Source organism: Pseudomonas sp. Pseusp21, from assembly GCF_059492145.1.
This window is the reverse complement of the sequence record NZ_CP168520.1, coordinates 234,838-258,760: the sequence shown is the minus strand read 5'-3', so window position 1 is coordinate 258,760 and position 23,923 is coordinate 234,838. Positions and strand designations below refer to the sequence as shown.

Below are 23,923 nucleotides of genomic sequence, written 5' to 3'. Positions count from 1 at the left end.
GCATTGCTGACTTTTACGCAAAACACCTTTGACCCAGGGCCGGTTCTTCTCATGCCCGTTGCCACCGATACTGGCGGCCATTGACAGTCATGGGAAACCGCACAATGCAAACCGATTACGCTGCCTGGGCCTGGACGTCCGGCCAAGGGCTGGATGGCCTGACACTGACCCGCAAACCCCTCCGGCAACCCGACCCCGGGCAAGTGCTGGTGGCCAACCGCGCCATCGCCTTGAACCCGGTGGACTGGAAGATCATCGAGTGGGGCCATCCTGCCTGGAGCACCGGCCGTGTGCCGGGTGTCGACGGCATGGGCGTGGTGGTCGCAGCCGGCGCCGGCGTGACACTGCAACCGGGCAGTCGCGTGGCGTATCACCAATCACTGGCGAGCGATGGCAGCTTCGCCGAGTATTGCCTGCTGGACGCCGCCACCGTGCTGTCGGTGCCCGCCGCGCTCGATGATGCCGCGGCGGCGTCACTGCCCTGCCCCGGACTGACCGCGTGGCAAGCCGTGGAAAAAGTCCCCGCGAATGGCGCGGCCGATGTGCTGGTGATCGGCGCCGGCGGCGCGGTCGGTCTGCTGCTGGTGCAACTGGCGGTACAACGCGGATGGCGAGTCTGGGCGACCGCGTCCGGCGCGCATCATGCAAAGCTCAAGGCCCTGGGCGCAGTCGGCGTATTCGATTACCGCGAACCGGACTGGCAAACCGCACTCGCAGCCAGCCTCGGCGAACGTCGTTTGCACGCCGTATTCGACACGGTCAGCGGCGCTCACGCGGCGAAAATGGCCGACCTGCTGGGCTACAACGGCCATCTGGTGTGCATTCAGGATCGTCAGGAAAGCGCGCCGCTGCCGGCGTTCACCAGCGCGATTTCGCTGCATGAAGTGGCATTGAACAGCTTCCACGTCCACGCCAGCCTGCACGATCGCCAGACCTTGCGCCGCAACGGCGAGCAGTTGCTGCAAGCCCTGCTGGACGGCAGCCTGATCGGCCCGGCGCTGCAGATGTTCAACTTCGATGAATTGCCCCAGGCCTTGCGCGCCCTGAAGGACGGCGCAGGTGGCGGGAAATGGGTGACGCGTCTGCCCGTCGTTTGAAAATCGCGTCAGTCGAGGCCTTCCCCAATGCCTTGACTGACCTCTCGGGTCAGACAATCAATCAGCGCCCGCGCCGAAGCCGACAGCTGCCGGTGCGGCGGGTAGATCACCGAGAACGGTCGGGAGCGCCCGCCCGACTGTTCAAGCAGGCGCACCAGTCGCCCGCTTTCGATCCGTTCGCGGACGATGAAGTCATAGGTCTGGCAGATGCCCAGCCCCTGCTCCGCCAGCGACACAATCCCCAACACATCGTCGGACACCTGAATATTGGCGCTGGGCAACCATTCGCGGTCTTCGCCCTGCTCACGGAACAGCCACGGTCCAACACGGCCGGTGCTGGGCATCACGAACGGCAGGCACGCATGCCGCTGCAAATCGTCGACGCGCTGCGGTGTTCCGGCCCGTCGCAGATAATCCGGCGCGGCCACCACACATAAACCGGCGTCCTCCAGCTTGCGCCCGATCAGCCCGCTGTCCGGCAACGCGCCCAGCCGAATAGCCAGGTCGAAGCCTTCGGCTACCAAATCGACGTTGCGATTGCTGATGCTCAACTCAACGCGCACTTGCGGATGTTGCCGGGTGAAACGGCCGAGCATGGCCGGCAAACGATAGTGGCCGTAAGTGGTCGGCACGCTGAGGCGCACGCGGCCGCTGAGTTCGCCGTCCTGTCCCTGAATCGTGCGCTCGGCGTCGTCGATCAGGCCAAATGCCGCCCGCGACTGCTCCAGATACAACACACCGGCGTCGGTCAGGCTCAAACGCCGCGTGGTGCGCCGCAGCAACTGCACGCCCAGACGCGCCTCCAGCCGCGAAATCGCCCGACTGACCACCGACGGCGTGGTTGCGAGAAACACTGCACCGGCGCTCAGCGAACCCTTCTCCACCACCGTGACGAACACTTCGACGTCGGCCAGATAATCGAATCGGCGACTCATCTTGATCTCCAGAGAATAAATGCTTTGCTGTGGCGCGAGTTTATCGCCGCCATGAGCATCAATACAGTGAGCCGCACTTTCTTCCACGTTCAGGAATCGCCATGCGCTCAATGACACGTCTTGCTTTCGCCCTGTCTCTCTCCGTTGCCGCGTTGAACGCCCAGGCGGCCAATGTGCTGGTGGTGCTGTCGGACTCCGACCATCTCGATCTGAAGGACGGCAAGGTCTTCAGCACCGGTTTCTACCTCAACGAACTGATGCAACCGGTCAAGCTGCTGCTCGATGCCGGCCACACCGTGACCTTCGCCACACCGACCGGCAAGGCGCCGACTCTGGATCGCTCCTCCGACGACAAGATGTATTTCAACAATGACGTGGCAGCCCTGCAGACCCACAAGGCGCTGCTGCAACACCTGAAGATCACCTCGCCCGGTGAATCGCCGGTCATCAGCCTGTCGCGGGTCGAGCAAGTCGGCTACGAGCATTTCGATGCCGTCTACATTCCGGGTGGCCACGCACCGATGCAGGATCTGCTGCACAGCCAGGCGCTGGGCAAACTGTTGAACAACTTCCATCAAACAGGCAAAACCACAGCGCTGGTGTGCCACGGCCCGATTGCACTGCTGTCGACCCTGACGGATCCGACCGCATTCACCCGCCAACTGGAAACCGGCAAAGCCACGACGGCAAACAACTGGACCTACGCCGGCTATAAGTTCACGGTCATCAGCAATCAGGAAGAAGAAATCGCCAAAGGCCTGTTGAACGGCGGCGCGATGAAGTTCTATCCGCAGACGGCACTGGAAAAGGCTGGCGGCGTTTTCAGCAGTAACACGGCGCCGTGGGCCAGCCATGTGGTCGTTGATCGCGAACTGGTCACCGGACAGAACCCGGCGTCGGCCCTGGCCGTGGGCAAGACCCTCGTTGACCGCTTGAAGTGATCTCGGCGCCCTCGCACTTTCACCGTTTCGGCTAACCTGACGTTGCACCCGACGATGATTGCCCATCGACGGGTGCACCGACCTTGATGCCCACGAAACGGAGAATTCCATGCTCAAGCGAACCCTGGCACTGACCGCTGGTTTGGCCCTGTCCCTGTCCGCCGTGCTGGCGCAAGCCGCGGAGGTGTTGAAGGTCAGCGCGATTCCCGATGAAGCCCCGACCGAGCTGCTGCGCAAGTTCGAACCGCTGGGCAAGTACCTGCAACAGCAATTGGGCATGGACGTGCAGTTCGTCCCCGTGGCGGATTACCCGGCGGTGGTCGAAGCGTTGGCCACTGACCGTCTCGATCTGGCGTGGCTCGGCGGTTTCACCTTCGTCCAGGCGCGGCTGAAAACCGGCAACGCCATTCCGCTGGTGCAGCGTGAGCAAGACGCGCAGTTCACCAGCAAATTCATCACCGCCGACCCGAACGTCAAAAGCCTCGCCGACCTCAAGGGCAAGACCTTCGCCTTCGGCTCCGTGTCGTCCACCTCCGGCAGCCTGATGCCGCGCTATTTCATGCTCAAGGACGGCATCAAACCGGAAAGCTATTTCAGCCGCGTCGGCTACTCCGGCGCCCACGACGCCACCGTCGCCTGGGTGCAGGCCGGCAAGGTCGACGCCGGTGTGCTGAACGCCAGCGTCTGGCAGAAACTGGTGGACGCCGGCAAGGTCGACACCAACAAGGTCAAGGTCTTCGCCACCACCCCGACCTACTTCGATTACAACTGGACCGTGCGCGGCACCCTCGATCCGGCGCTGGCGGCGAAGATCAAAAAAGCCTTCCTTGACCTCGACCCGGCCAACCCCGAGCACAAGAAAATCCTCGACCTGCAAGCCGCCAGCCGCTTCATCGAAACCAACCCGGACAATTACAAAGGCATCGAGGAAGCCGCCCGCGCCGCCGACTTGCTGAAATGACGCTGCGCCTCAAACAGGCTTTTCTGCACCACACCAATGGCGTGGAGGCCTTGCGCGGCGTCGATTTGCAGATCGAGGCCGGCGAGCAGGTGGCGATCATCGGCCCGTCCGGCGCCGGCAAATCCAGCCTGCTGAACCTGCTGGCAACCGCCATTCGGCCCAGCAGCGGCGACATCGAAGTGCTGGGCGAGCGCGCCTGGCATTTGTCCGCCCGCCAACGGCAACGCCTGCGCGCCCGTATCGGCCTGGTGCATCAGGCGCCGCCGCTGCCGCCCCGGCAACGGGTGGTGACGGCGGTGCTGGCCGGTAAACTCGGCCAATGGAGCCTGGGCAAAAGCCTGATCAATCTGCTGCATCCGCTCGACGTGCCCGGCGCCCGCGCGGCCCTGGCAAAACTGGATCTGGCCGACAAACTCTTCAGCCAGTGCCAGCAACTGTCCGGCGGGCAATTGCAGCGGGTCGGCATTGCCCGCGTGCTGTATCAGGCGCCGGAAGTGTTGCTGGCCGACGAACCGGTCTCGGCGATGGACCCGGTGCTGGCCGGGCACACGCTGTCGATCCTGTCGCGCCATGCTCGCGAGCGCAACGTCACGCTGGTGGCGAGCCTGCACGCGGTGGAACTGGCGCTGGCGCACTTCCCGCGCATCGTCGGTCTGCGCGAGGGGCAGATCCTGTTCGACTGCCCGTCCGCGCAGGTCAGCCGCGACATGCTCGACACCCTCTACGCCAACGAACAACTGCAATCCCCGGCGCCCGCCGTTACCCCACTGATTGTGCAGATTCCGCGATGCTGAGCGCCGACACCCGCGACCCCGCCGCGCTGCCACGGTTGCTGCTGACCGGGCTGGCGATTGCCTTGCTCTGGCCCGGCATTCAGCTCAGTGAGCTGGATCTGGGCGTGCTGTTTCACGCCGACAGCCAGAGCGAAATGGGCCGCTTCGTGTCGATGTTCTGGCCTCCGGCCCATGACCGCGAGTTTCTGCAATTACTGCTCAAAGCCACCCTGCAAACCATGGCCATCGCCACCGCCGGCATGGCCCTGGCGCTGCTGTTGGCAGTGCCGGCCAGCCTGCTCGCCAGCCGCGCCCTGTCGCTGACCGCCGCCTCCCGCAGCGGCCGCCCGAGCCTGTTGGGCCGCCTGCTGCGCTGGCCGGTGCGCGGGCTGCTGATCTTCCTGCGCAGCGTGCCGGAAATCGTCTGGGCGCTGCTGTTCGTGCGCGCCGTCGGCCTCGGCCCGGCGGCGGGCGTGCTGGCCATCGCCATCACCTACAGCGGCATGCTCGGCAAGGTCTACGCCGAAATCTACGAATCCACCGACCAACGCCCGGCCCACGCCCTGCTCCAGGCCGGCAGCGGCCGCCTCGCCAGCTTCGCCTACGGCGTACTGCCCAACGTCGCGGCGGAACTGCTCTCCTACACCGTCTACCGCTGGGAATGCGCCATCCGCGCCTCAGTGGTCATGGGCTTCGTCGGCGCCGGCGGCCTCGGCCAACAGATCGACCTGTCGATCCGCATGTTCGCCGGCGGCGAAGTCGCCAGCATGCTCCTCACCTTCCTCCTCCTCGTCCTCGGCGCCGACCAACTCAGCCGCCTACTGCGCTGGAGGCTGGCATGAAACGCCTGATCAATTTGGTGCTGATTCTTGCCATTGTCGTGGCCGTTATCTCGTCGTTTGCCTACCTGGGCCTTGATCTTGAAGAACTCGGCAGCGCTACCAGCCTGAAACAGATGGGCTTGTATGTGGGGCGCTTTCTCAGCCCGGACCTCAGCGCCGATTACCTGACCGCCATCCTGCGCGGATCGATGGAAACCCTCGCGATGTCGGCCCTCGGCACCCTGCTCGCCGCTGTGCTGGGCCTGTTATTGGCCCTTCCCGCCGCTGGCCGATTTGGCTGGTTTTTTCAGAGTGCCGCGCGCCTGCTGCTCAATGCACTGCGCGCGATTCCGGAACTGGTATGGGCTGCGTTGATGGTGCTGGCGGCTGGGCTTGGGCCGAATGCCGGGACACTTGCGCTGGCCCTGCACACCACGGGCGTGCTGGGGCGGTTGTTTGCGGAAGCGCTGGAGAACACGCCGCCGGAACCGGCGGATGCGATCCGGTTGCAAGGGGGGAATCCGGTTTTGGCGTTCTGCTACGGCACGCTGCCGAACCTGGCGCCGCAGTTGCTGGCGTACTGTTTGTATCGGTGGGAGAACAATATTCGGATGGCCAGCGTGCTGGGGTTTGTCGGGGCTGGGGGGCTGGGGCAGATGTTGTATGTGAGCTTGAGTTTGTTTCAGGAGGCGCAGGCGGGGACGGTGATATTGGCGATGTTGGTGCTTGTGTGGGGGGTGGATTGGTTGAGTGGTTGGGGTCGGGGGCGGTGGGTTAAGGCTTAGGTTGTGGCTGAGCCACGAGCAACGCCTCAAGACATTCCGTTACCGGATGTTCACCGATTCGTGGTGATTAAAAAAAAGCGACCTATGCTTCTCTACGGCAACGCTAATGGCGCATCGCCATCCGACACCTAGAGGACATTATCGTGATAACGGAATTAAATATCGAAGGTGTAACAAGCTATAAAACAAAATCTTGCTTAACACCGAAAAACAAGACCTGTCTAATGTACGGACTAAATGGAGCAGGAAAAAGCACGATATCAGAATACTTATACAATCCCGACAACGCCGCCTTTCACAAGTGCAGCTTTAAGATTAGCCAGCCTTGCGACATCCTAGTCTACAACCAAAGCTTTCTAAACGACTATTTTTTTGAGGAAGACAACTTAAAAGGAATTTTTACACTTTCGAAAGAAAATAAACAGGCACTCCAACAAATTGAAGCCGAGACCATAGAGCTTGAAAAAGCGCAAGCCTCGCAAATAAAAAATTCCGAGATAGTTAAAGAAATCACAACCCGTCTAGAACAAGAAAAATCCAAAGCCAGCGGCAAGACGTGGGAAATCAAAACAAAATACTCAGGCGGCGATCGCGTTTTAGAATTTTGCCTTGAAAATTTAAAGCGAACAGAGCTGCTTTTTCAGCATATAAACGGGGTCAACCGTCCTGAGGAAGCCCCGGATTACACCACTGATGATTTGAGAGCTGAAGCCTCGTCAATTGAAGGTGAAGGTGCCGTACAGCTGACAACTATTGCTGAGTTGGTAGCAGATTGGCTGAGTGTTGAAAATAATCCAATCTGGCCGAAAGTTATCGTTGGAAGCCAAGAAGGGTCTGTCGCGGAGTTTATTAGCAAGCTTGGGAGTTCAGATTGGGTAAAACAAGGACTCCAATACATTGACATCAACACTAGCTTGCCCCAAGCCTGCCCATTCTGCCAAGAAAACACAGTTACAAAGGGTATTATAGAAGCGATTCGTAATGTTTTTGATGAGGCATACGACCGAGACATATCTGCCCTTGAATCTACTAAGGCACGATATGAATTACTCACCAACCAAATCAATATCCAAGACATTTCGAATCATCCACTAGCAAATAAAGAGCTCATCAATACTTGGAAACTGGCCTCCGAAGCCCTTAGATCTTCAGTCAGGGAAAATACACTGCTTATTGGCAACAAACTTAAAAGCCCGAGCACCCCGATCACTCTCCTGACTAGCGAATCTGCTGTGAAGTCAATTAACGACGCAACTGCGGAATTGAATAAAATAATCAAAACACACAACGAAAAGCTTACCAACAAGAAAAAAACGAAAGAAGATATAAAAAATCGCTTCTGGAGTTTAATGCGCTGGGACTATGACCAAACAATATCGGCGTACGCTCAATCAGCTTCAGAACTTCAGGAAGAAGCTCGCAAGGCGAGCCAGGACGGGAAAGACATTCAGCAAAAAATCGCAAATGCTCATGAAAAAATTGCAAACCTTAGAAAGCAAACGGTAAACATCGAGGAATCAATTCAAAATATCAACAACGGTCTGCTTGAGATTGGAATTGATGGATTTTCAGTGATTAAGCATACTGACACCCTTTACAGAGTATCTAGAGCCACGGATCAAGCCAATGCTTTCCACTCGCTTAGTGAAGGCGAAAAAACAGTTATTAGCTTTCTCTACTTCATTGAGTTATGCAAGGGACAAAAAAATCCATCAGCCGTCCCTCTTGCCAAAGTAGTTGTAATCGACGACCCCATTTCAAGCCTGTCGCACCTGTATGTATTCAACATTGGACAGCTAATAAAAAAATATTTCATTAATGACGAGCTTTATAAGCAAGTCTTTGTACTCACGCATAGCTTATACTTTTTCTACGAACTGACACACACCAACAAGGACAAGCGCGCAGAAACACAACAACTTTACAGAATTATCAAAAATGCACATGGCAGTAGCATTATTTCCATGAAGTACGAGGAAATACAGAATGACTACCAATCATATTGGTCTATAGTAAAGGATCCTGAATCCCCACCGGCACTCATTGCAAACTGCATGAGAAACATAGTCGAATACTTCTTCAATTTTGTTCAGAAGAAAGATTTCAACAATGTATTCCAACTGCCTGCCTTATCAGCTGACAAATTTGCCACATTCTATAGATACATGAATAGAGAGTCACATTCTCTTGGCCAGAATATCTTTGACATAAAAGAATTTGACCACCAAACATTTAAAGATGGTTTAAAATTAATATTTGACGAATGCGGATACTCTGAGCACTACAAAGCGATGAACAAATAAGAACTCTAACTCCCCATTACAAAATGGATGGATTTAATTTCGAAGAAATAAATCCGTCCATTTTTCTTTCGTAGGAGGCGCCATGGACGAAATAATAAAATTTTCACTACCTGTTTTGCTGGCTATTCTCGCGTGGTGGTTAAAGCTTGCACGGGAACACAGTACTGTCGGCCGGGCAATTTACTCAGAGATAATGGCGCTCACGGAAATAACTAGGCATCGTCATTTCCTACAGGACCTTAAAACTCGAGCTGAACTTTATCGCAATACACCCTCGGCGCCAGCAGAGGTGTATAGAATATCGGTGGCTGACCACTATTGCAGGGTTTACGTCGGAAACATTCAAAACATTGGTTGCTTAGATTCGGAGCAAGCAGCGCTTATTGTCAGATTCTATCAACTAGCTGATAGTGTTGTAAGAGACGTTTCAGAAGGTGGACAACTTTTCCAAGGGACTAATGATCCATCTGCTTACGAGGAGAATGCTTTGCTTCTTGAGCTAGCGGTAAATGTTGCAAACGACCTTAGAATCTTGCGTGAGAGGCAGGCAAATGAGCGCTGGTATAGGCGCTGTTTGAGAGCGATCACATAACTTTCTAAGTGAAACGCTAAAAAAATAAATTAAGACAAATAGAGGAGGGATTTATTTTCAGATGCTGATCTCCCTTTTTGGGCCCGTGAAGGCAATGTGATAGCATGCTTGCACCTCCCCCCGGAGCGATCCCTTAGGGACAGATTTATTTTCTGAAAATAAATCCCCCCTTAGTAGTCCACCGCCTTTAGCAGCCCCCTTTAGTAATAAGAAAGCAAGTAAGAAATTACAGCTACACTTCACCTACCCAGATCAACGATCAAAAATTTTTCCCCCAAGGATTCCAGTAATTACTAGCTCCACCAGCTTCAAAATAACGTTCAACAACACCTTCTTCCAAATCAATTCCAGTACTGCTAACAAAACCAATTGAGGCCGCAGCGATGTCGGTATCCTTAAAATATGAAGTCAGACTCCTCAAACCTACATCATAATAAGCCAACTTTTGCATAACAAAAGATATTAGCGTGCCGTGGACAGTCCCGTACATCCAGCTACTTTCATCATCGCTCCAATAAGCATTGTATGAAAGACTCAATACCGCATTAGCTTTCGCCTCACTCAGAATCTCTTTTTCATCACCCTCAGCGTCTTCCGAAAAAATAAAACTCTTCCCGTAGCAAAATATTCCTGTATCTGAAATACATACCAGATCTGGATATAATCGGGCCTTTTCAAAATCAAATCCACTACTAGCGACCAGCTTCTTCATAACCCCAAAAATCTGGTTTGATACAGGGATTTTTTTTGTCCAGGAGTGAGAGTGCGAAAGGAGTCCATACAGAATTGGCGAATTTAGCGCTTCATATGGATTACTTCCAGCAACCGAGCCTGACTTTATAACTTCCGAAGTTCTCAAAAGTTCGCGGAGATGGCTCGCCCGGAGAGTTAATTTGCATTCAAAGGCAGCCACTACCCCGCCTGCGAAATACATTTTTTTATTTCTAAGATGCAATGGATAATTTGGCGTTAGCACTAAGATATCTATTTGAGGGGTCGCCGTATCATCCGCGAACAATATTCGTCCTTTTGTCACGACGTGATATGTAGCTGGCAACCAGTTTCTAAGTAGCTCCGCCCAAGACTCCTCACCTTCATCGCCGGCTGTCCCAGGATCTTCTTTAGCGCGCTTCAAAATACGGCCATACTCCATCGCCATATCTTTCGATATTTTACGCATAAAATTGAACAACTCGTGCCGTTCTCGCACAAACATCACCGTTCTTTATCTATTAATTTAAAAGGGCGAAAACCTTCATACCGCACACATAAAAAACTAAAAAGATGACAGATTTATTCTACAACAACAAATCTGTTCACTTTTTTCATCTCCATTTTTTCACATCCCATGCCAATCGTTCAACATTCAACACCTACAGTTGTATTACACGCACCTTTCTTTTTTCTTTTTTTGAGTCGCGCCATACTTCTACACGAAATTGTTGGCCTAATGGTGGTTCTGGTCTAGGTCGCGACGGGCGCGGCAAACTCATCTTACGGCTAGTCTTAAGAAGTACATCTTGCTCGAAAGCACTGAAGGGTAAATCCAACTGCTGTGCTAGCAAAGGCATATTTTCAAACGACTTTTTCATGTCATTCATAAAGCCAGGCTCAGACTCACTGTCTTCGCCGAACATAACTTCGACCTCAAGCATTGCCTGTTCGGCGGTAAGCTTCCCATTCTGCACCTTTAAAAATAGGCGCTGCAACCCACCTAAAGAACCACTGCCTTTCTTAACTTTTGGTTTTACATTTTTAGCGGAGAAAGGTGCAACTGCTTGAGCAACAAGAAAATCACCCGCAGAACTTAACTGACCCTGAATTGTTTGAACCCCAGACATGAACGATCCGTATTGCCCCACCCCTATATAGAGAGCGTAAAGCGTTGCCGCAACTTTAGCCCCACCTTTAATTGAGCCTTCTTCCACTTCCAGCGAAAGCGAGTAATCCGGAATTTTTAAATATTTTTCGACATGAGCTTCCCACTCATCGAAAAGTTTTGTGGAGTACTTCTCAAACTGATGCCGGGACAGGCTTGGCACATCAATATAAAAATCTGTTGATCCGAGGTCGATCATTTTTCATCCATGTATTGTTTTGATATTCCACGAATAAAATCAGAAAACACGCTAAGTCGTAATTAGACCTGACGCAGACGACCCGTTTTTCGAGCCGTTCTAATGGCAGGCTATCGCTTTGCCACTACCCTGTCCACCAACGGCAGCAAGTGATGGGGGAGCTTAAACACTTATGTTTAACGCCATCCATCGTATCGCTCACCTAGGCTACAACGCCTTGCGTCATTGCCTACGACTACGCCAGAATCCGCCGGCTTGTGCGTCTACGACGCGGGTCTTATCGTTTCCCGGTCACTGAAAAACAGTGATGGGGTTTGGTAGCCCGAGACAAACACAAGATGCAGAGCACACCATCGCGGCGGTCAATCGCCCCGGTTTTATGGTGGCCATGCACAGGGCGTCTTCGGGCGCGCCGGTCTCCTTGTGTCCCGGTCTACCAACCTGCGTATGGCCACCACCCAACGTTTGGTAGCGTGTGGGGGATGGCTCCTGATGACGACACAAGGAGTTTCACCATGATCAAACCAACACCCAACCCACCCGAAATCGACCCCACCTCCCCTACGAATCCCCCAACTCCAAAAAACTCCACGACGCCGCCGAGCGCGCGCTGGATCACTACCTCTTCCCCGCCGCCGGGATCATGTCGTCCTTGAACGAGCCCGAGCGGATGTACCTGGCCAATCCGAAATTCAACACCGAATGCTTGTTGGCCAATGCCAGCGAAAACCTCGGTGCGGCCAGTGAGATGCTGAGTAATTTCGCGGCAACGCTCGATCCGTCGCATCGCAAGACGGCGATCGGTATTACGCAGATCGTGATGATTGCCGAGCTGGCGGTGAATCAGGCGCTGGATCACGTCGAGGTCGCGTAACCCGGCGATGGCTGTAGTAGCCGTTCGTGGCGGCTTCCATAACGCGATTTATTGAGTCTCCCGCTGCTGCAGGAAAAGCGCGGCTCAAGAGGTTAGGGAATGCAAAACAGCCCGGGCCGACACCCTCGTCAACGACGAAGGCATCGGCCCGGGCTGTTTGCGTTTCAGTAAAGGGCATTGAATTCGAACCACGGGGCCTTGATCCAATTACTGCATCAAATGCACATATGAACTGCAATCAACCCAACTAGTGCTCCCCAAGCAGGCCTTTAGACTCTCCCCAAGATCAACGTAAGGGAGCGTTCAACATGGTCACCACCGCCGTCATCCACCAAACTGGCGAGCCTCAAGTCATTCAGCTGGAGCAATCCACCGCGCAAACACCCGGCCCCGGCGAGGTCTGGCTTGAGCAGTTCGCCATTGGCGTCAACCCGCTCGATTTGAGCCAACGTTCCGGTGCCGCGCCACTGGCGTTGCCTTCTGGGTTGGGGCTTGAGGGTGCCGGACGGGTTGTGGCGGTGGGGGCCGATGTGACGAACGTGGCCGTCGGCGACCGGGTCGCTTATGCCACGGGCCCTATCGGCGCCTATGCCAGCGCCCGCCTCTATCCGGCCAATCGTCTGGTGAAGATCCCCGACAGTATGAGTTTCGAGGACGCGGCGGCTGTGCTGTTCAAGGGCATTACCGCGCAGTATTTGCTCAAGTCCACTTACCCGGTCGGGCCGGGGTCGACGGTGCTGATCTACGGCGCGGCCGGTGCGCTGGGGCAGATCATGGTGCCGTGGGCGAAGCATTTGGGGGCGTTGGTGATTGGTGTGGTGTCCGGCGCCGAGAGTGTCGAGCGGGCCCGGCTGGCGGGTTGTGATGAGGTGTTGGTGTTCGAGGCGGCGACGCTGGCCGACGCGGTGATCGACCTCACCCAGGGCAAGAAAGTGGATGTGGTGTACGACCCGATTGGCCGGGTGTCTTTCGAGGCGTCGTTGAATTGCCTGCGCCCGCGCGGGTTGCTGGTGTCGTTCGGCATGGCGTCGGGGGCGCCGGCGCCGGTCGAGATAAGCACTCTGAACGCCAAGGGTTCGCTGTTCCTGACCCGACCGTCCCTCGCCGCCCACACCGCCACGCCGGAGGAATACCAGCAGCGTGCAAAGGACGTGTTGCAAGCGATTGACGCCGGTATCATCCGGCCCAATGTCGGGCGTCGCTATCCGCTGGCGGACGCCGCCCGGGCCCATGCCGATCTGCACCGGGGCGGTTTGCCGGGGGCGGTTGTGCTGGTGCCTTGAGTCTTTTTTCGGGTCATCCACGAGGGTTGTCGTTGCATGGATCTGTTCGATAGCCGTCAGGCCGATGAAGTCGCCACCCTGCTGGCCCTGGCCGAGCACGGCTCGTTTGCGGCGGCGAGCCGGACGTTACAGCGCCATCCCTCGGTGCTGTCGAAACGGCTCAGCGCGCTGGAGTCGCGGCTGGGGGTGCGGCTGATCGAGCGCACCACCCGGCAATTGCGTTTCACCGATGAGGGGCAACGGCTGGTGGCGCGGTTCGGGCATGCGGTCAGCCTGATCGCCGAAGCGGAGCAGGATGCGCGCGAGGGTGCCGCCGAAGTTCGCGGGCGTTTACGCATCGCCCTGCCGGCCGCCATGGGTCGGCTGTGGCTGGGCGATATCGTTTCGGCGTTTGCCTTGGCCCATCCGAACGTCGCGCTGGAGGTGGAATATGCCGAGCGCTTTGTCGATATCGTCGCCGAGGGTTTCGACGCGGCGATCCGCATCGGCGAGCTGGCGGACAATCGGCTGGTGGCGAAGAAACTCTGCGATCACCGCCGAATCCTGTGTGCCGCGCCCTCCTATCTTCAACAGCACGGCGAGCCGAAAACGCCGGCGGATCTTGCCGATCATCATTGCCTGGGGTTTACCGGGTTGCATTCGTATCCCGAATGGCGACTGACCCGAGGCGACGAGAAATACACTCTGAAAATCCGCAGCCGACTGGTCAGCAACGACAACGAAGCGCAACTGTGTGCCGCGCGCATGGGCGTGGGGATTTTGGCCGGCGGCGACTGGCTGATGACCAAAGACCTGCGCGAGGGGCGCCTGGTGCGGGTGCTGCCCGAGTGGCAACTGGATGCGGACACGGGGGTTTATCTGGTGCGGCCTTCGGCGCGGTTCAACACGGCGACGACTACGGCGTTCAAGAACTGGATCGAGGGAGCTTTTGCTGAAGGTGCGCCCTGGGTGACGCTGCCCCGCTGATTTGCAAACGGTGATGGGAAATCGTGTCGGCCCTTTTTGCCCATTCCTGATGGGAATGCCCCCATAAAAAACATGAATTTTATTTAAAGCGCTCAATCTTTTAGCGTGGCCATTCCGCATATGGAGATGACGCAATGAATGACTCAAGCCTGCGCCTTTACGTCGATGCTCAATTCACCAGTCCCTACGCAATGTCGTGCTTTGTGGCCCTTCGAGAAAAGGGAATCGAGTTCGAAATGAGCACCCTGGACTTGGACAAACTGGAGAACCAGGCCAGCGATTACGCCCGTCTGTCCCTGACTCAAAGAGTGCCCACCCTCGTGCACGGTGACTTTGCGTTGTCGGAATCATCGGCGATCACGGAATATCTGGAAGATGTGTTCCCCCAGACACCTGTTTACCCCCAGAACCCACAAAAACGCGCTGCGGCGAGACAAGTTCAAGCGTGGCTGCGCAGTGATTTGCTCCCGATCCGACAGGAGCGCTCTACCCTTGTCGTGTTCTATGGTCAGAAATACGGCCCGTTGTCAGCGTCGGCCGAGGCTGCCAGGCAAAAGTTGATTGATGTCGCTCAATGGCTGCTGACCGACAATCCGGATTACCTTTTTGGTGAATGGTCGATCGCCGACGTTGATCTCGCCTTGATGCTGAACCGATTGATACTCAACGGGGACACGGTGCCGGCTCAACTGGAGGATTACGCTCAACGCCAATGGCAGCGCCCGACGGTACAAGAGTGGATTAAGCTGGAACGACCTCGAATTTAGCGGTACTAAAAATGGGGACACCCATTAGCCGGTCTCAAGTCAAGGTTAAGAAAATAAATCCGTCCCCTTTTCTCGCCACGCTCAGTTCGGGAAGGATTTCTCACTCAGCCCGCGCACCGACGCGGAAATCACCGCCCGCGCCGAGGGGATGGCGGACATGTTCAGCGCTTACATGATTGCGCTGAACGCCAGATGAAGTTCGCTTTGCACAACCATAGCTTGCCAATATCGAAATTCTGGTCTGCACAGGATTGATATTTAAATACCAATGCACGCCCCCCCCACATTCTGATCATTTGTTACAACAAGGCTTTCTTTCACTTGGATATAACTATTAATCATAAGTATAAAATATTTTCCTCAGCCATTTACCCCACCATTCATTTGACAAGGAGAATACTGTCTAATACTGTTCATCCGCTTTGTACGATATCGGCATTCAGTCATGGCTGGAAACTCTACACAGGGATCGCATTGCCTTTTGCCAAGTCGCAAGCATATTAATACATGCGCAACCAACGACAAATTGGAGAGATAGAATGGAATCTCAGAAATGCGAAGTGGTCATTAGTGGAGAGCGTGAAATTGACAAGCCTGTTGTTGCATTAACCAACTGCGAGGTTGTCTTTTCCAGCAAGGATGAACTTGACCGGTGTATCATCGCCGTCAAAGAATCTGATAAAAAGCTGGCTGCACGCCCGCTGGAATCGGTTCTTTATGACTGGCAAATGATGACTGTCGTCAAAGGACTGACTATGTTTTTCGGAGTGAGGTGGTATGACCGCGAATACTTCGACAAAAACCGAGACATCTACAAGAACCAGATGCATGGACACTTGTTTTCGAAATTTGGCGTTAGTGCGGAAAGTTTTAACGTCAAGCACTTCGTAGCAAGTTAGCCTGACGCATGAGATCTGCAAGATGGATAACCCTTGCAGATCTCGTGCAATTAAAGGACATATGGCTTGAGCATATTTAGAAAGTATCTTTGCCTTGAAGCTTTAATATGGATATATCTCGGCTGTTGGAATGCAACCGTGCCCCTTATTATCGTTCAGCGTGGAAACTTGTTGGAGCTGGCAACCTATGAAACGGGGCTGGCCCTTGCCGCCGTCATTTCCATACTGTTTTTGGCGTCCCGCGTCGAAGTCATGCGACGCAGCACCGCTCTAAGAGCGGGTTGTATCGCCATTGTGTTGACCGGCATCCTGCGCTACGTGTCTGTTTCCGCTTCGTATTCGATAGAGGCTCTGCTGATAATTGACATCCTTGCGGTCGCGGCTTTCGGCGTCGTTCAATCTCTTTTCGGTGTTTATCCAGCTGAAACCGTAGAAAAAGTTCGAATAGAACATGCCTTTCGCATCCGGCGCATCATCGTAACCATAAGTCGCGTTATTGGCCCGCTCCTGGCGGGCGTTGTCATTGGATTGTCTTCCCCACAAGCCTCACTTCTCTTTGCAGCCATTGTGGGTGTGTTCGCAATGGGGTTAGCGTTCGTATTGCCGCACAGCGTCAAATCCGACTCGACACAGATAAAATCGCCGGCACAACGAGTTCGGGAAATGTTTTTGGGAATTAGACTTAAATTAATTCTTCCACCTGAAAGATTCCTGACTGTTGCTGGTTTCATGTTGAGCCTGGCTGTTACTGCCACAGTACCCATGCTGGTTCCAATTCAAATTCACACCCATAATCTCGCTGAAAGCAGTGTCGGCCTGTTCAACGCCATATTTGCGGGAGGCGCAATCGGTGGCCTGTTATTTTTGAGCCCGCTTGTTGCCAGAAGACACAACCAGCGAAACAAATATATTGGACTCTGGACTTTATTAACCGCCTCCCTCGTCACAGCGGCTCTCTCTGTCGAAGTCTGGCAACTGGCTCCATGCCTCTTTATTGCAGGAGCTTCCAGTGCCTCGCTTTCACTGATCGGGATGGATAAGAGAACTGTCTCGGTGCCGTCTGGAGTTCGTATCAGATTAATGGCCGCCACACTTATTGTCGGCCAACTCGCAAATTCGGCCTCTTATATGATGATGGGAACAACGATGACGCAGTTCGGCACCCATGGTTTGCTATTGGTTTACTGCGCAATTTTCCTGTTTGTCTTGTTTCATGCAGCACTTTCGAAGTCCATCTGGTTTTTCCTTGAAGATGCGGCAGACTCCGAACTTTTTTATAAAAATAACCATCCCGGACTGGAGTCGATCATGGTTTCGGTTGCAAAGTGATGGATGCCGGATACCCGCTGCCGCCAATAAACCCGGATTGATTCCGCAGAACACCACGTAAAGGTCTTCGGTCAGGATGTCTTCAAGCCGCATATGCCCCTATCTCCCCAAACCGAACTTTGCCCGAGGCCCACATTCGATCCAGTTGGCAACTGGTCCGTGGATCGGCCTCGAAACTGTAACTGTTCATCCTGCAGACCGTGAGCGAAATTAAGGCCACTCCCCGCCCGAAATGAAGTGAGCACACGCCGTGGATCTGACCTTCACCACCCTCCTCGTCACCTTCGCCGGCGTGTTCCTGATCTGCTTCATGAAGGGCGCGTTCGGCGGCGGCTTTGCGATTGTCGGGATTCCGCTGTTGTCGCTGGTGATGGACCCGATCACGGCTGGCGGGGTGCTGGCGCCATTGTTCGTCGCCATGGATCTGTTCAGCCTGCGCTACTGGAAGCCTTCCACCTGGTCAAAACCCGACCTGAAGTTGTTGGTACCAGGTTTGATCGTCGGCATCGGCGCCGGCTATTTGCTTTTCCGGGTGCTGGACCACCGCGCCATCGCCATCGTCATGGCGGCGATCACGCTGTTGTTTGTCGGTTTGTGGTTCAAGGCCGGCGGAGAAGTGCGAGTGCGGCCGCGCTCCTCACCCAAAGCCGTGGCTGCCGGCATTACTTCGGGTATTACGACGATGGTGGCGCATTCCGGCGGGCCGCCACTGGCGATCTATCTGCTGCCGCTGGGGCTGAGCAAGCAGATGTATGCCGGAACGACCAGCCTGTTTTTCACCGTGGGCAATCTCCTCAAGGCAGTGCCATGGCTGCTGCTGGCCAAACCTACCGGCAACGTGCTGACACTGATGCTCGTCAGCTTGCTCGCTGTACCCTGCGGCGTCTGGCTGGGCTGGCGGCTGCACGCCAGACTGGACCAGCGTCAGATGTACCGCGCCTGTTATGGCTTGCTGGTGGTCACGGCGTTGAAGTTGTTGTGGGATGGAGTCGGGGGATACATGGCCTGAACGAAGTTCAGGCCGGGCCGGGGTTATTTGAACGCAGGCACGGCAACCGATTGATCCGAATGCTGGATGGATGAAATAGGCTTCATACCATTGCGAATCGACAACCTGGAGGTTGATTTGAAAACAGAGAGTGCAAGGCGTGTGATTGTCATCGGTGCCGGCATCGTGGGTGCGTCCGTCGCTTATCACCTGGCTTGCAAAGGTGCGCAGGTCACTGTGATCGAGGCCGGTGAGGTCGCGAGTGGCGTGACCGGGCGCTCGTTTGCGTGGATCAACACGTCGCAAAGTGGGCCCGATCCCATTGCGCAACTGCGCGCTGCGGCAATCCAGGAGTATCACCGGCTCGAAGCGGAACTGCCGGACCTGAAGATTCATTGGACGGGCGCCCTGAGTTATCCGCCCGGCACAGACCTGGAAGCGTCAGCCAACCTGCTCACTCAAGCACAAATTCTCGACCTTGAGCCGAACCTCAAAAATCCCCCTCGACAAGCCTATTACAATCCACAGGAAGGCGCATTGGACGCCGTGCAAGCCACCCATGCGTTGATCGCCGGTGCTCAGGCTCTTGGAGCGATGGTACTGGTGCATACCCAAGTGCAGGGTTTTACCCTCCGCGATGCAACGGTGACTGGCGTCGAAACCGCAACCGGTGCCATCGAAGCTGACGTGGTCGTATTGGCCGCAGGAACGGCCATCAGGCAACTGACTGAAACTCTGAACCTATCCCTTCCGATCGAGGCCTCGCCCGCTGTTTTCATCCGCTACAGGATGCAACCCGATCGGGTGAATACCCTGATCTCCAGTCCTGAGATGGAAGTCAGACAGGATTCGCAAGGGATCTTGCTGGCGGCGGAAGACTATCTGGACAACTCCCTGGAGAACCGCCCGCAAGCCATAGCGCAACGAACCGCGGCGGCCATCCGCAACGAGTTGGCGGGTATCATTTCCATTGAGCCAGAATTGGCGTGTATCGGGCTCAGGCCCATGCCTGCGGACGGCGTGCCCATCATCGGTTATCTGCCCGGGATCGGCGCAATGTACGTTTGTACGATGCACCCTGGCGTCACACTCGCGGCAGTCGCAGGCCGCCTGGTCAGTGACGAGCTGATCGACGATCAGGTTTCACCTGCCCTGGCGCCATGCCGGCCTGACCGTTTTTTCAAGACGTAAGAACAAGCCCGCGGTGGCCGGGCCGAGCACTCCCATTGACCGCATCAATAACAACCATTAATTCAATGAAGTTCTCATATCAAATCCAAAGCGTAGGATCTGCTCCATACCAACCCACTGCACACGGAGTACAGAACCATGAAACGCCAAACTATCCTCGGCATCACCTTCTCGCTCTTCGCCCTGAATGCTTTTGCGGCGACTGAAACCGATCCACTGTTCAGCGATGCGGTTGCCGCTGCGACTCAAACCGACCCACTGTTCAGCGATGCCGTAGCTGCGACCGAAACTGATCCGCTGTTCAGTGACGCCGTTGCCGCGACCGAAACCGATCCGCTGTTCAGTGATGCAGTTGCCGAAGGTGGTTCTGACCGTCTGATCGAAAGTCGTAACGCCTGAATGCTCGGTTTTACCGCAGTACCCGACGAAAGCCCGGCCTTATCCGCCGGGCTTTTTCATGTCTGAGTGGAAAATAAATCTGTCCCCAAAACAGGCGGAATTGTTCGCTCCGCTGACCTCAATCAAAGGCGCCATTCAGCACTTCATAAATCAGCCCTGTAGCCAGCGCGACCAGGATCAGATCGGTGCCGACCTGCTGCCATTCATAGCCGTCGTAGTGCGGCAGCCTCCCGACCAGTCGACCATCGAGCTTCTTCGCAATACCGGGCGGCAGCGGTTTGCCCCGCGCCAGGTTCTTCTGAATGCCGGGCGGCAACGCCGGGCCCGGGGTCCAGTAGCCACGATAGCCTTCCACAATCCCGATCACCCCGCCGCGATCGATACTCGGGCCGTGCCCCTGATAACCGCCCCCGCCTTTTTTCCCCTGATTGCCATGATCCTGGCTGTTATGCGGATTGCCTTTGCCCTGCCCCTTTCCATTGCCAGGATCGGCCAGCGCTGACACCGAAGTGCTCAACAGCGCAATACAGGTCGTGGTCGCAATCAACGTGCGTAAACCGGACATGGGTCGTTCCTTGAATGAATGGGTGTGTTTGGATTCTAGTCAGTTTTTTTTACAGGCATGGAGAGATGGCCCTGTCATCGCGGTCACGCGGCGACGCATCTGGAAACCGTGAGCCTCAGAAACATACGAATGGACACGACTGAGCGTTCGTTCCGGCTGACTTTGCGTTCGGGATCGTGAAATCATTCATTTGACTTGCTTGCCTAAGGCAACTATATAGTTGCCTAAAGCAAACATATGAGCATCACGCCATGTCCACGATCACCGACCGCGCCGACATCGTCCGGCAGTTCAACCGTTTCTACACCCATCAGATCGGCGTGTTGCAGGAACACTTGCTGCAAAGCGACTACTCGCTCACCGAGCTGCGCATCCTCTACGAACTTGCGTCCCAGGGCGATCTGACCAGCACCGACCTGCGCCAGATGCTGGGCCTCGACGCGGGCTACATGAGTCGCCTCATCAGCGGTTTCGACAAAAAAGGCCTGATCCAGAAAGTCCCCTCCACCACCGACGCCCGCGCCAGTCAGTTGCACATCACCGACCTCGGCCGCGAAATCCTCGCGCCGCTGGAGCAAGCCTCGCGGCAAGAAGTCATCACCCTGCTCGAACGCCTGTCCGAACCGCAGCAACTGCAATTGATCGCATCGATGAAGCAGATCCAGACGCTGCTCGAGGGTGGTCAGCCAAAGACCTATCTGCTGCGCGATCCGCAGCCCGGTGACATGGGTCTGGTGGTGCATCAGCAAACCGCGATCTACAGCCGTGAATACGGCTGGAATTCAGAGTTCGAAGCGCTGGTGGCAGAGGTCGTCGCCAAATACCTGCGCGAATTCGACCCCACCGGCGAGCGCTGCTGGATCGCGGAGAAGGACGGCAAGGTGGTGGGTTCGGTGTTCGTCATCCGCCACGACGAAACCACCGCGAAACTGCGCATGCTCTACGTGGATGCCAGTGCGCGGGGCCTGGGGATCGGCAATCGGCTGGTCGAGGAATGCCTGCGTTTTGCCCGGGATGTCGGCTACAAAAAGATGATCCTGTGGACCACCAGCAATCTGGTGGATGCCCGCCGGTTATACCAGCGGGCAGGATTTGAGCTTGTCGAGGAAGAGCCGATTCACAGCTTCGGTAAGGATTTGGTCAGTCAGACGTGGGCGATTGAGTTGTGAGGTTTATGCCCAGTCTTTGTAGCCAGGCAGAACGGGGCACAAACCACGGGTGATTGCGCCCGGAACGACTCAGTGCGGACTGGCGGTCGGACGAACCACGATCTCACTCACATAAAAAAGGGGACTGATTAATTTTCAGAAATTAAATCAGCCCCCTCCTTTCCTGTTCAATCGTACCGAAACAAGCAGCCCTTTCTGGTTTGGCTCGTCTGAGAACCCAAACGTGACGCTTGCATCGTTACGATTGACGATCGCGCAGACAATAGACAGACCCAGCCCCGAGCCCGCTTCACCTGTACCCAGACTGCGGTAAAACGGGTCGAACACCAGCGCTTGTTCTTCGGTGCTGATGCCCGGGCCGGAGTCCTTGATCTCGATGAGTACACCCTGCGCCACCGGCTCGACATTCAAGTCGACCCGGCCGCCTGCCGGTGAATAGCGGATAGCGTTGTCGACCAGGTTCTTGATCAGAACAAACAGGTCCAGCTCGTTGATAACGACCTTCACGTCCTCGACACTTTCCACACCGATATCGATGTCCTTGTTTTCTGCCAATGGCAGCAGGTCTTCCAGCACTCGACGAAAGATTGCATGCACCGAAACTACCGTCTCGGTTCGTTGCGCGATCGATTGGGCAGCGGCCAGGGCCAACAACTGTTCGATGAGTTTGCGACTGCGCTCGATGCCCTGAGCCAACGGTACAAAGCTCTGCCGGGCTTCCTCCGACATGGCTGTGGCGTTCAATCGCTCCGCCTGCAAGGACAGCGCCGTCATCGGCGAACGTAATTCATGGGCAGCATCTGCGATAAAGCGCCGCTGAGCCTCCATGGCCTGCGCGACGCGTTTTAGCAGGCGATTGATCGCCACCACGAAGGGCCGAATTTCATTTGGCAGGTGCTGTTCATCGACAGGATGCAGCGCCTGCTGATCGCGCTGATCGATCTCTGCCGAGAGCGTGGCAATCGGACGGAACAGCTTGCGCACAAGATCGCCCACCACCAACAACAGCACCGGGAACAGAATAAGAAACGGCAGCAGACTGCGCCAGGCACTTTCCCGCGCTTCCTTTTCGCGCACGTCGGCCTCTTGAGCGACCACGATGCGCTCGCCTGTGGAGGTGGTTCTGACCAGCGCGCGAAAGTTTTCACCGGCGATGTTCAGCGTCGACAACCCATCGGCCAGGGAAACGGGAAACGGCAACGGGATGCTGGCGTCGTCATTACCGGACGCTTTGGCGCTATCGGCCAGGTACTGCACGATAATCCTCGACTCTTCATCGTCACCAACGATGCGCTCGTCGCCGGGATAGCGCAGGGTCATGTGCTGGCGATCGAACAGCACCGCCACCTGGCGCAGGCTTTCGTCCTGCATTTCGTGCGCTTCGTTGAGTGCCGAAATAAACGCGAACACAGCGGCCAGCAAAGCGACGATGAGAATGGCCAGAGACAGCGTGATGGAAAGTCGCGACTGCACCGAATCGCTCAGACGCCTTTTGAAACCATCCATCCCATCCCCCTGACATTCTTGATGACATGGCTCCCCAGTTTTCGCCGCAATGCATGTATCAGAAACTCCACTGCATTGCTTTCCACTTCATTGCCCCAGCCGTAAATCCGGTCTTCCAGTTCACTGCGCGAGAGAATGGCTCCCGGGCGGATCAACAGCGCCTGCAACAGCGCAAATTCGCGACTGGAGAGTTGGACCTCGGCGAGTTCGGCGGTGGAGGCCTGTTTGGAAAGCAGATTCAACGACACTTCACCGTTGTCCAGCAGCGATTGCGCGTTTCCACCGCGACGGCGCAATACCGCGCGCATACGCGCCAGCAGCTCGGCCATGGCGAAGGGCTTGAGCAGGAAGTCATCGGCGCCGCCATCAAGGCCACGCAGGCGATCATCCAGGCCATCGCGGGCGGTGATGATCAGCAACGGTACCGGATTGTTGCGTGCGCGAATGGTATCCAGCACATCGAGCCCGTCCTTGCCGGGCAGGCCGAGGTCCAGCAGCACCAGGTCGTACGTCTGCGTGTCCAGCGCGGCCAACGCGGTGAGACCGTTTTTCACCCAGTCAGTAGCGTAGCTGGCGTCCTTGAGCACACCCTCGATGGCATCCCCGATCATCAGGTCATCTTCGACCAGCAGAATCCGCATGCACCACTCCGACAGAAAAGGCGCGACGGTAGTCCCGTCGCGCCTGTATTGAAGCACTTG

Annotated in this window: 22 protein-coding genes and 1 pseudogene; 17 read left to right on the top strand and 6 right to left on the bottom strand. The window is 55.8% G+C overall.

Translation table 11 applies throughout. The features are described 5' to 3' along the window. Window positions 1–104 precede the first annotated feature (104 nt). Window positions 105–1,097, top strand: a complete 993-nt coding sequence (locus ACEN93_RS01135; protein ID WP_490843380.1) for a zinc-binding dehydrogenase — start codon at window positions 105–107, stop codon at window positions 1,095–1,097. An 8-nt stretch (window positions 1,098–1,105) separates the two neighbouring features. Here the strand turns inward: ACEN93_RS01135 and ACEN93_RS01130 are convergent, their stop codons facing one another. Further along, window positions 1,106–2,032 carry a LysR family transcriptional regulator gene (locus tag ACEN93_RS01130; protein WP_490843381.1) on the bottom strand — a complete coding sequence of 309 codons (927 nt, stop codon included), beginning with the start codon at window positions 2,030–2,032 and terminating at the stop codon, window positions 1,106–1,108. A 101-nt stretch (window positions 2,033–2,133) separates the two neighbouring features. On the opposite strand from ACEN93_RS01130, the gene ACEN93_RS01125 reads away from it, so the two are divergent. The 6 genes from ACEN93_RS01125 to ACEN93_RS01100 all read left to right on the top strand — a co-directional run bounded on the left by ACEN93_RS01125 (window position 2,134) and on the right by ACEN93_RS01100 (window position 8,616). Continuing rightward, on the top strand, window positions 2,134–2,973 hold the full coding sequence (locus tag ACEN93_RS01125; RefSeq protein ID WP_495610909.1) for a type 1 glutamine amidotransferase domain-containing protein: 840 nt from the start codon (window positions 2,134–2,136) through the stop codon (window positions 2,971–2,973). A gap of 109 nt (window positions 2,974–3,082) precedes the next feature. Further along, complete coding sequence (locus ACEN93_RS01120) at window positions 3,083–3,934, top strand: putative selenate ABC transporter substrate-binding protein (RefSeq protein WP_495610908.1); 852 nt, start codon at window positions 3,083–3,085, stop codon at window positions 3,932–3,934. After that, on the top strand, window positions 3,931–4,728 hold the full coding sequence (locus tag ACEN93_RS01115; RefSeq protein ID WP_414881629.1) for a phosphonate ABC transporter ATP-binding protein: 798 nt from the start codon (window positions 3,931–3,933) through the stop codon (window positions 4,726–4,728). Before ACEN93_RS01120 ends, ACEN93_RS01115 begins: the two co-directional genes overlap by 4 nt. Then, window positions 4,722–5,549 carry a PhnE/PtxC family ABC transporter permease gene (locus tag ACEN93_RS01110; protein ID WP_495610907.1) on the top strand — a complete coding sequence of 276 codons (828 nt, stop codon included), beginning with the start codon at window positions 4,722–4,724 and terminating at the stop codon, window positions 5,547–5,549. The genes ACEN93_RS01115 and ACEN93_RS01110 overlap by 7 nt, the downstream gene beginning before the upstream one ends. Next, complete coding sequence (phnE, locus tag ACEN93_RS01105) at window positions 5,546–6,313, top strand: phosphonate ABC transporter, permease protein PhnE (protein WP_495610906.1); 768 nt, start codon at window positions 5,546–5,548, stop codon at window positions 6,311–6,313. Before ACEN93_RS01110 ends, phnE begins: the two co-directional genes overlap by 4 nt. 143 nt (window positions 6,314–6,456) lie before the next feature. Next, on the top strand, window positions 6,457–8,616 hold the full coding sequence (locus tag ACEN93_RS01100; protein WP_495610905.1) for an AAA family ATPase: 2,160 nt from the start codon (window positions 6,457–6,459) through the stop codon (window positions 8,614–8,616). 851 nt (window positions 8,617–9,467) lie between these two features. Here ACEN93_RS01100 and ACEN93_RS01095 read toward each other — a convergent pair. Together ACEN93_RS01095 and ACEN93_RS01090 are read right to left on the bottom strand one after the other, a co-directional pair. Next, the gene (locus tag ACEN93_RS01095) at window positions 9,468–10,424 is read right to left on the bottom strand and encodes a DUF6602 domain-containing protein (protein ID WP_495610904.1); all 957 of its coding nucleotides are present in this window, start codon (window positions 10,422–10,424) and stop codon (window positions 9,468–9,470) included. Between the two features lie 157 nt (window positions 10,425–10,581). Next, window positions 10,582–11,286: a hypothetical protein gene (locus ACEN93_RS01090; protein ID WP_495610903.1), complete on the bottom strand. Its 705-nt coding sequence runs from the start codon at window positions 11,284–11,286 to the stop codon at window positions 10,582–10,584. A 515-nt stretch (window positions 11,287–11,801) separates the two neighbouring features. On the opposite strand from ACEN93_RS01090, the pseudogene ACEN93_RS01085 reads away from it, so the two are divergent. The 9 genes and pseudogenes from ACEN93_RS01085 to ACEN93_RS01045 all read left to right on the top strand — a co-directional run bounded on the left by ACEN93_RS01085 (window position 11,802) and on the right by ACEN93_RS01045 (window position 19,982). Beyond that, window positions 11,802–12,160: pseudogene (locus tag ACEN93_RS01085) on the top strand (DUF6124 family protein). 308 nt (window positions 12,161–12,468) lie between these two features. Then, on the top strand, window positions 12,469–13,443 hold the full coding sequence (locus tag ACEN93_RS01080; protein WP_495610902.1) for a quinone oxidoreductase family protein: 975 nt from the start codon (window positions 12,469–12,471) through the stop codon (window positions 13,441–13,443). Between the two features lie 36 nt (window positions 13,444–13,479). Continuing rightward, window positions 13,480–14,409 carry a LysR family transcriptional regulator gene (locus ACEN93_RS01075; protein ID WP_495610901.1) on the top strand — a complete coding sequence of 310 codons (930 nt, stop codon included), beginning with the start codon at window positions 13,480–13,482 and terminating at the stop codon, window positions 14,407–14,409. Window positions 14,410–14,543: 134 nt separating this feature from the next. Beyond that, a complete protein-coding gene (gene yfcF / locus ACEN93_RS01070; RefSeq protein ID WP_495610900.1) occupies window positions 14,544–15,176 on the top strand; it encodes a glutathione transferase in 633 nt (210 codons plus the stop codon). Between the two features lie 539 nt (window positions 15,177–15,715). Continuing rightward, complete coding sequence (locus tag ACEN93_RS01065; RefSeq protein ID WP_414881621.1) at window positions 15,716–16,075, top strand: hypothetical protein; 360 nt, start codon at window positions 15,716–15,718, stop codon at window positions 16,073–16,075. 138 nt (window positions 16,076–16,213) lie between these two features. Then, complete coding sequence (locus ACEN93_RS01060) at window positions 16,214–17,404, top strand: MFS transporter (protein ID WP_495610899.1); 1,191 nt, start codon at window positions 16,214–16,216, stop codon at window positions 17,402–17,404. 250 nt (window positions 17,405–17,654) lie between these two features. Then, a complete protein-coding gene (locus ACEN93_RS01055) occupies window positions 17,655–18,413 on the top strand; it encodes a sulfite exporter TauE/SafE family protein (protein WP_085667172.1) in 759 nt (252 codons plus the stop codon). A gap of 117 nt (window positions 18,414–18,530) precedes the next feature. Then, window positions 18,531–19,583, top strand: coding sequence for an NAD(P)/FAD-dependent oxidoreductase (locus ACEN93_RS01050; RefSeq protein ID WP_495611535.1), 1,053 nt, complete (start codon window positions 18,531–18,533; stop codon window positions 19,581–19,583). 138 nt (window positions 19,584–19,721) lie between these two features. Then, entirely contained in the window at window positions 19,722–19,982 is a 261-nt protein-coding gene (locus ACEN93_RS01045; protein ID WP_495610898.1) for a hypothetical protein, read from the top strand. Window positions 19,983–20,100: 118 nt separating this feature from the next. Here the strand turns inward: ACEN93_RS01045 and ACEN93_RS01040 are convergent, their stop codons facing one another. Further along, a complete protein-coding gene (locus tag ACEN93_RS01040) occupies window positions 20,101–20,547 on the bottom strand; it encodes an anti-virulence regulator CigR family protein (RefSeq protein ID WP_039773166.1) in 447 nt (148 codons plus the stop codon). 251 nt (window positions 20,548–20,798) lie between these two features. On the opposite strand from ACEN93_RS01040, the gene ACEN93_RS01035 reads away from it, so the two are divergent. After that, entirely contained in the window at window positions 20,799–21,716 is a 918-nt protein-coding gene (locus ACEN93_RS01035) for a bifunctional helix-turn-helix transcriptional regulator/GNAT family N-acetyltransferase (protein ID WP_495610897.1), read from the top strand. A gap of 147 nt (window positions 21,717–21,863) precedes the next feature. Here ACEN93_RS01035 and ACEN93_RS01030 read toward each other — a convergent pair whose 3' ends face one another. Together ACEN93_RS01030 and ACEN93_RS01025 are read right to left on the bottom strand one after the other, a co-directional pair. After that, on the bottom strand, window positions 21,864–23,222 hold the full coding sequence (locus ACEN93_RS01030; protein ID WP_495610896.1) for an ATP-binding protein: 1,359 nt from the start codon (window positions 23,220–23,222) through the stop codon (window positions 21,864–21,866). Continuing rightward, a complete protein-coding gene (locus tag ACEN93_RS01025) occupies window positions 23,198–23,863 on the bottom strand; it encodes a response regulator (RefSeq protein ID WP_495610895.1) in 666 nt (221 codons plus the stop codon). The genes ACEN93_RS01030 and ACEN93_RS01025 overlap by 25 nt, the downstream gene beginning before the upstream one ends. Window positions 23,864–23,923 lie beyond the last annotated feature (60 nt).

Coding starts and splice junctions, on each gene's coding strand:
- ACEN93_RS01115 (WP_414881629.1), top strand. CDS start 3,931: ATGACGCTGCGCCTCAAACAGGCTTTTCTGCACCACACCAATGGCGTG.
- ACEN93_RS01095 (WP_495610904.1), bottom strand. CDS start 10,424: ATGTTTGTGCGAGAACGGCACGAGTTGTTCAATTTTATGCGTAAAATA.
- ACEN93_RS01125 (WP_495610909.1), top strand. CDS start 2,134: ATGCGCTCAATGACACGTCTTGCTTTCGCCCTGTCTCTCTCCGTTGCC.
- ACEN93_RS01120 (WP_495610908.1), top strand. CDS start 3,083: ATGCTCAAGCGAACCCTGGCACTGACCGCTGGTTTGGCCCTGTCCCTG.
- ACEN93_RS01035 (WP_495610897.1), top strand. CDS start 20,799: ATGTCCACGATCACCGACCGCGCCGACATCGTCCGGCAGTTCAACCGT.
- ACEN93_RS01135 (WP_490843380.1), top strand. CDS start 105: ATGCAAACCGATTACGCTGCCTGGGCCTGGACGTCCGGCCAAGGGCTG.
- ACEN93_RS01075 (WP_495610901.1), top strand. CDS start 13,480: ATGGATCTGTTCGATAGCCGTCAGGCCGATGAAGTCGCCACCCTGCTG.
- ACEN93_RS01080 (WP_495610902.1), top strand. CDS start 12,469: ATGGTCACCACCGCCGTCATCCACCAAACTGGCGAGCCTCAAGTCATT.
- ACEN93_RS01110 (WP_495610907.1), top strand. CDS start 4,722: ATGCTGAGCGCCGACACCCGCGACCCCGCCGCGCTGCCACGGTTGCTG.
- ACEN93_RS01025 (WP_495610895.1), bottom strand. CDS start 23,863: ATGCGGATTCTGCTGGTCGAAGATGACCTGATGATCGGGGATGCCATC.
- ACEN93_RS01045 (WP_495610898.1), top strand. CDS start 19,722: ATGAAACGCCAAACTATCCTCGGCATCACCTTCTCGCTCTTCGCCCTG.
- yfcF (WP_495610900.1), top strand. CDS start 14,544: ATGAATGACTCAAGCCTGCGCCTTTACGTCGATGCTCAATTCACCAGT.
- ACEN93_RS01030 (WP_495610896.1), bottom strand. CDS start 23,222: ATGGATGGTTTCAAAAGGCGTCTGAGCGATTCGGTGCAGTCGCGACTT.
- ACEN93_RS01065 (WP_414881621.1), top strand. CDS start 15,716: ATGGAATCTCAGAAATGCGAAGTGGTCATTAGTGGAGAGCGTGAAATT.
- ACEN93_RS01090 (WP_495610903.1), bottom strand. CDS start 11,286: ATGATCGACCTCGGATCAACAGATTTTTATATTGATGTGCCAAGCCTG.
- ACEN93_RS01040 (WP_039773166.1), bottom strand. CDS start 20,547: ATGTCCGGTTTACGCACGTTGATTGCGACCACGACCTGTATTGCGCTG.
- phnE (WP_495610906.1), top strand. CDS start 5,546: ATGAAACGCCTGATCAATTTGGTGCTGATTCTTGCCATTGTCGTGGCC.
- ACEN93_RS01130 (WP_490843381.1), bottom strand. CDS start 2,032: ATGAGTCGCCGATTCGATTATCTGGCCGACGTCGAAGTGTTCGTCACG.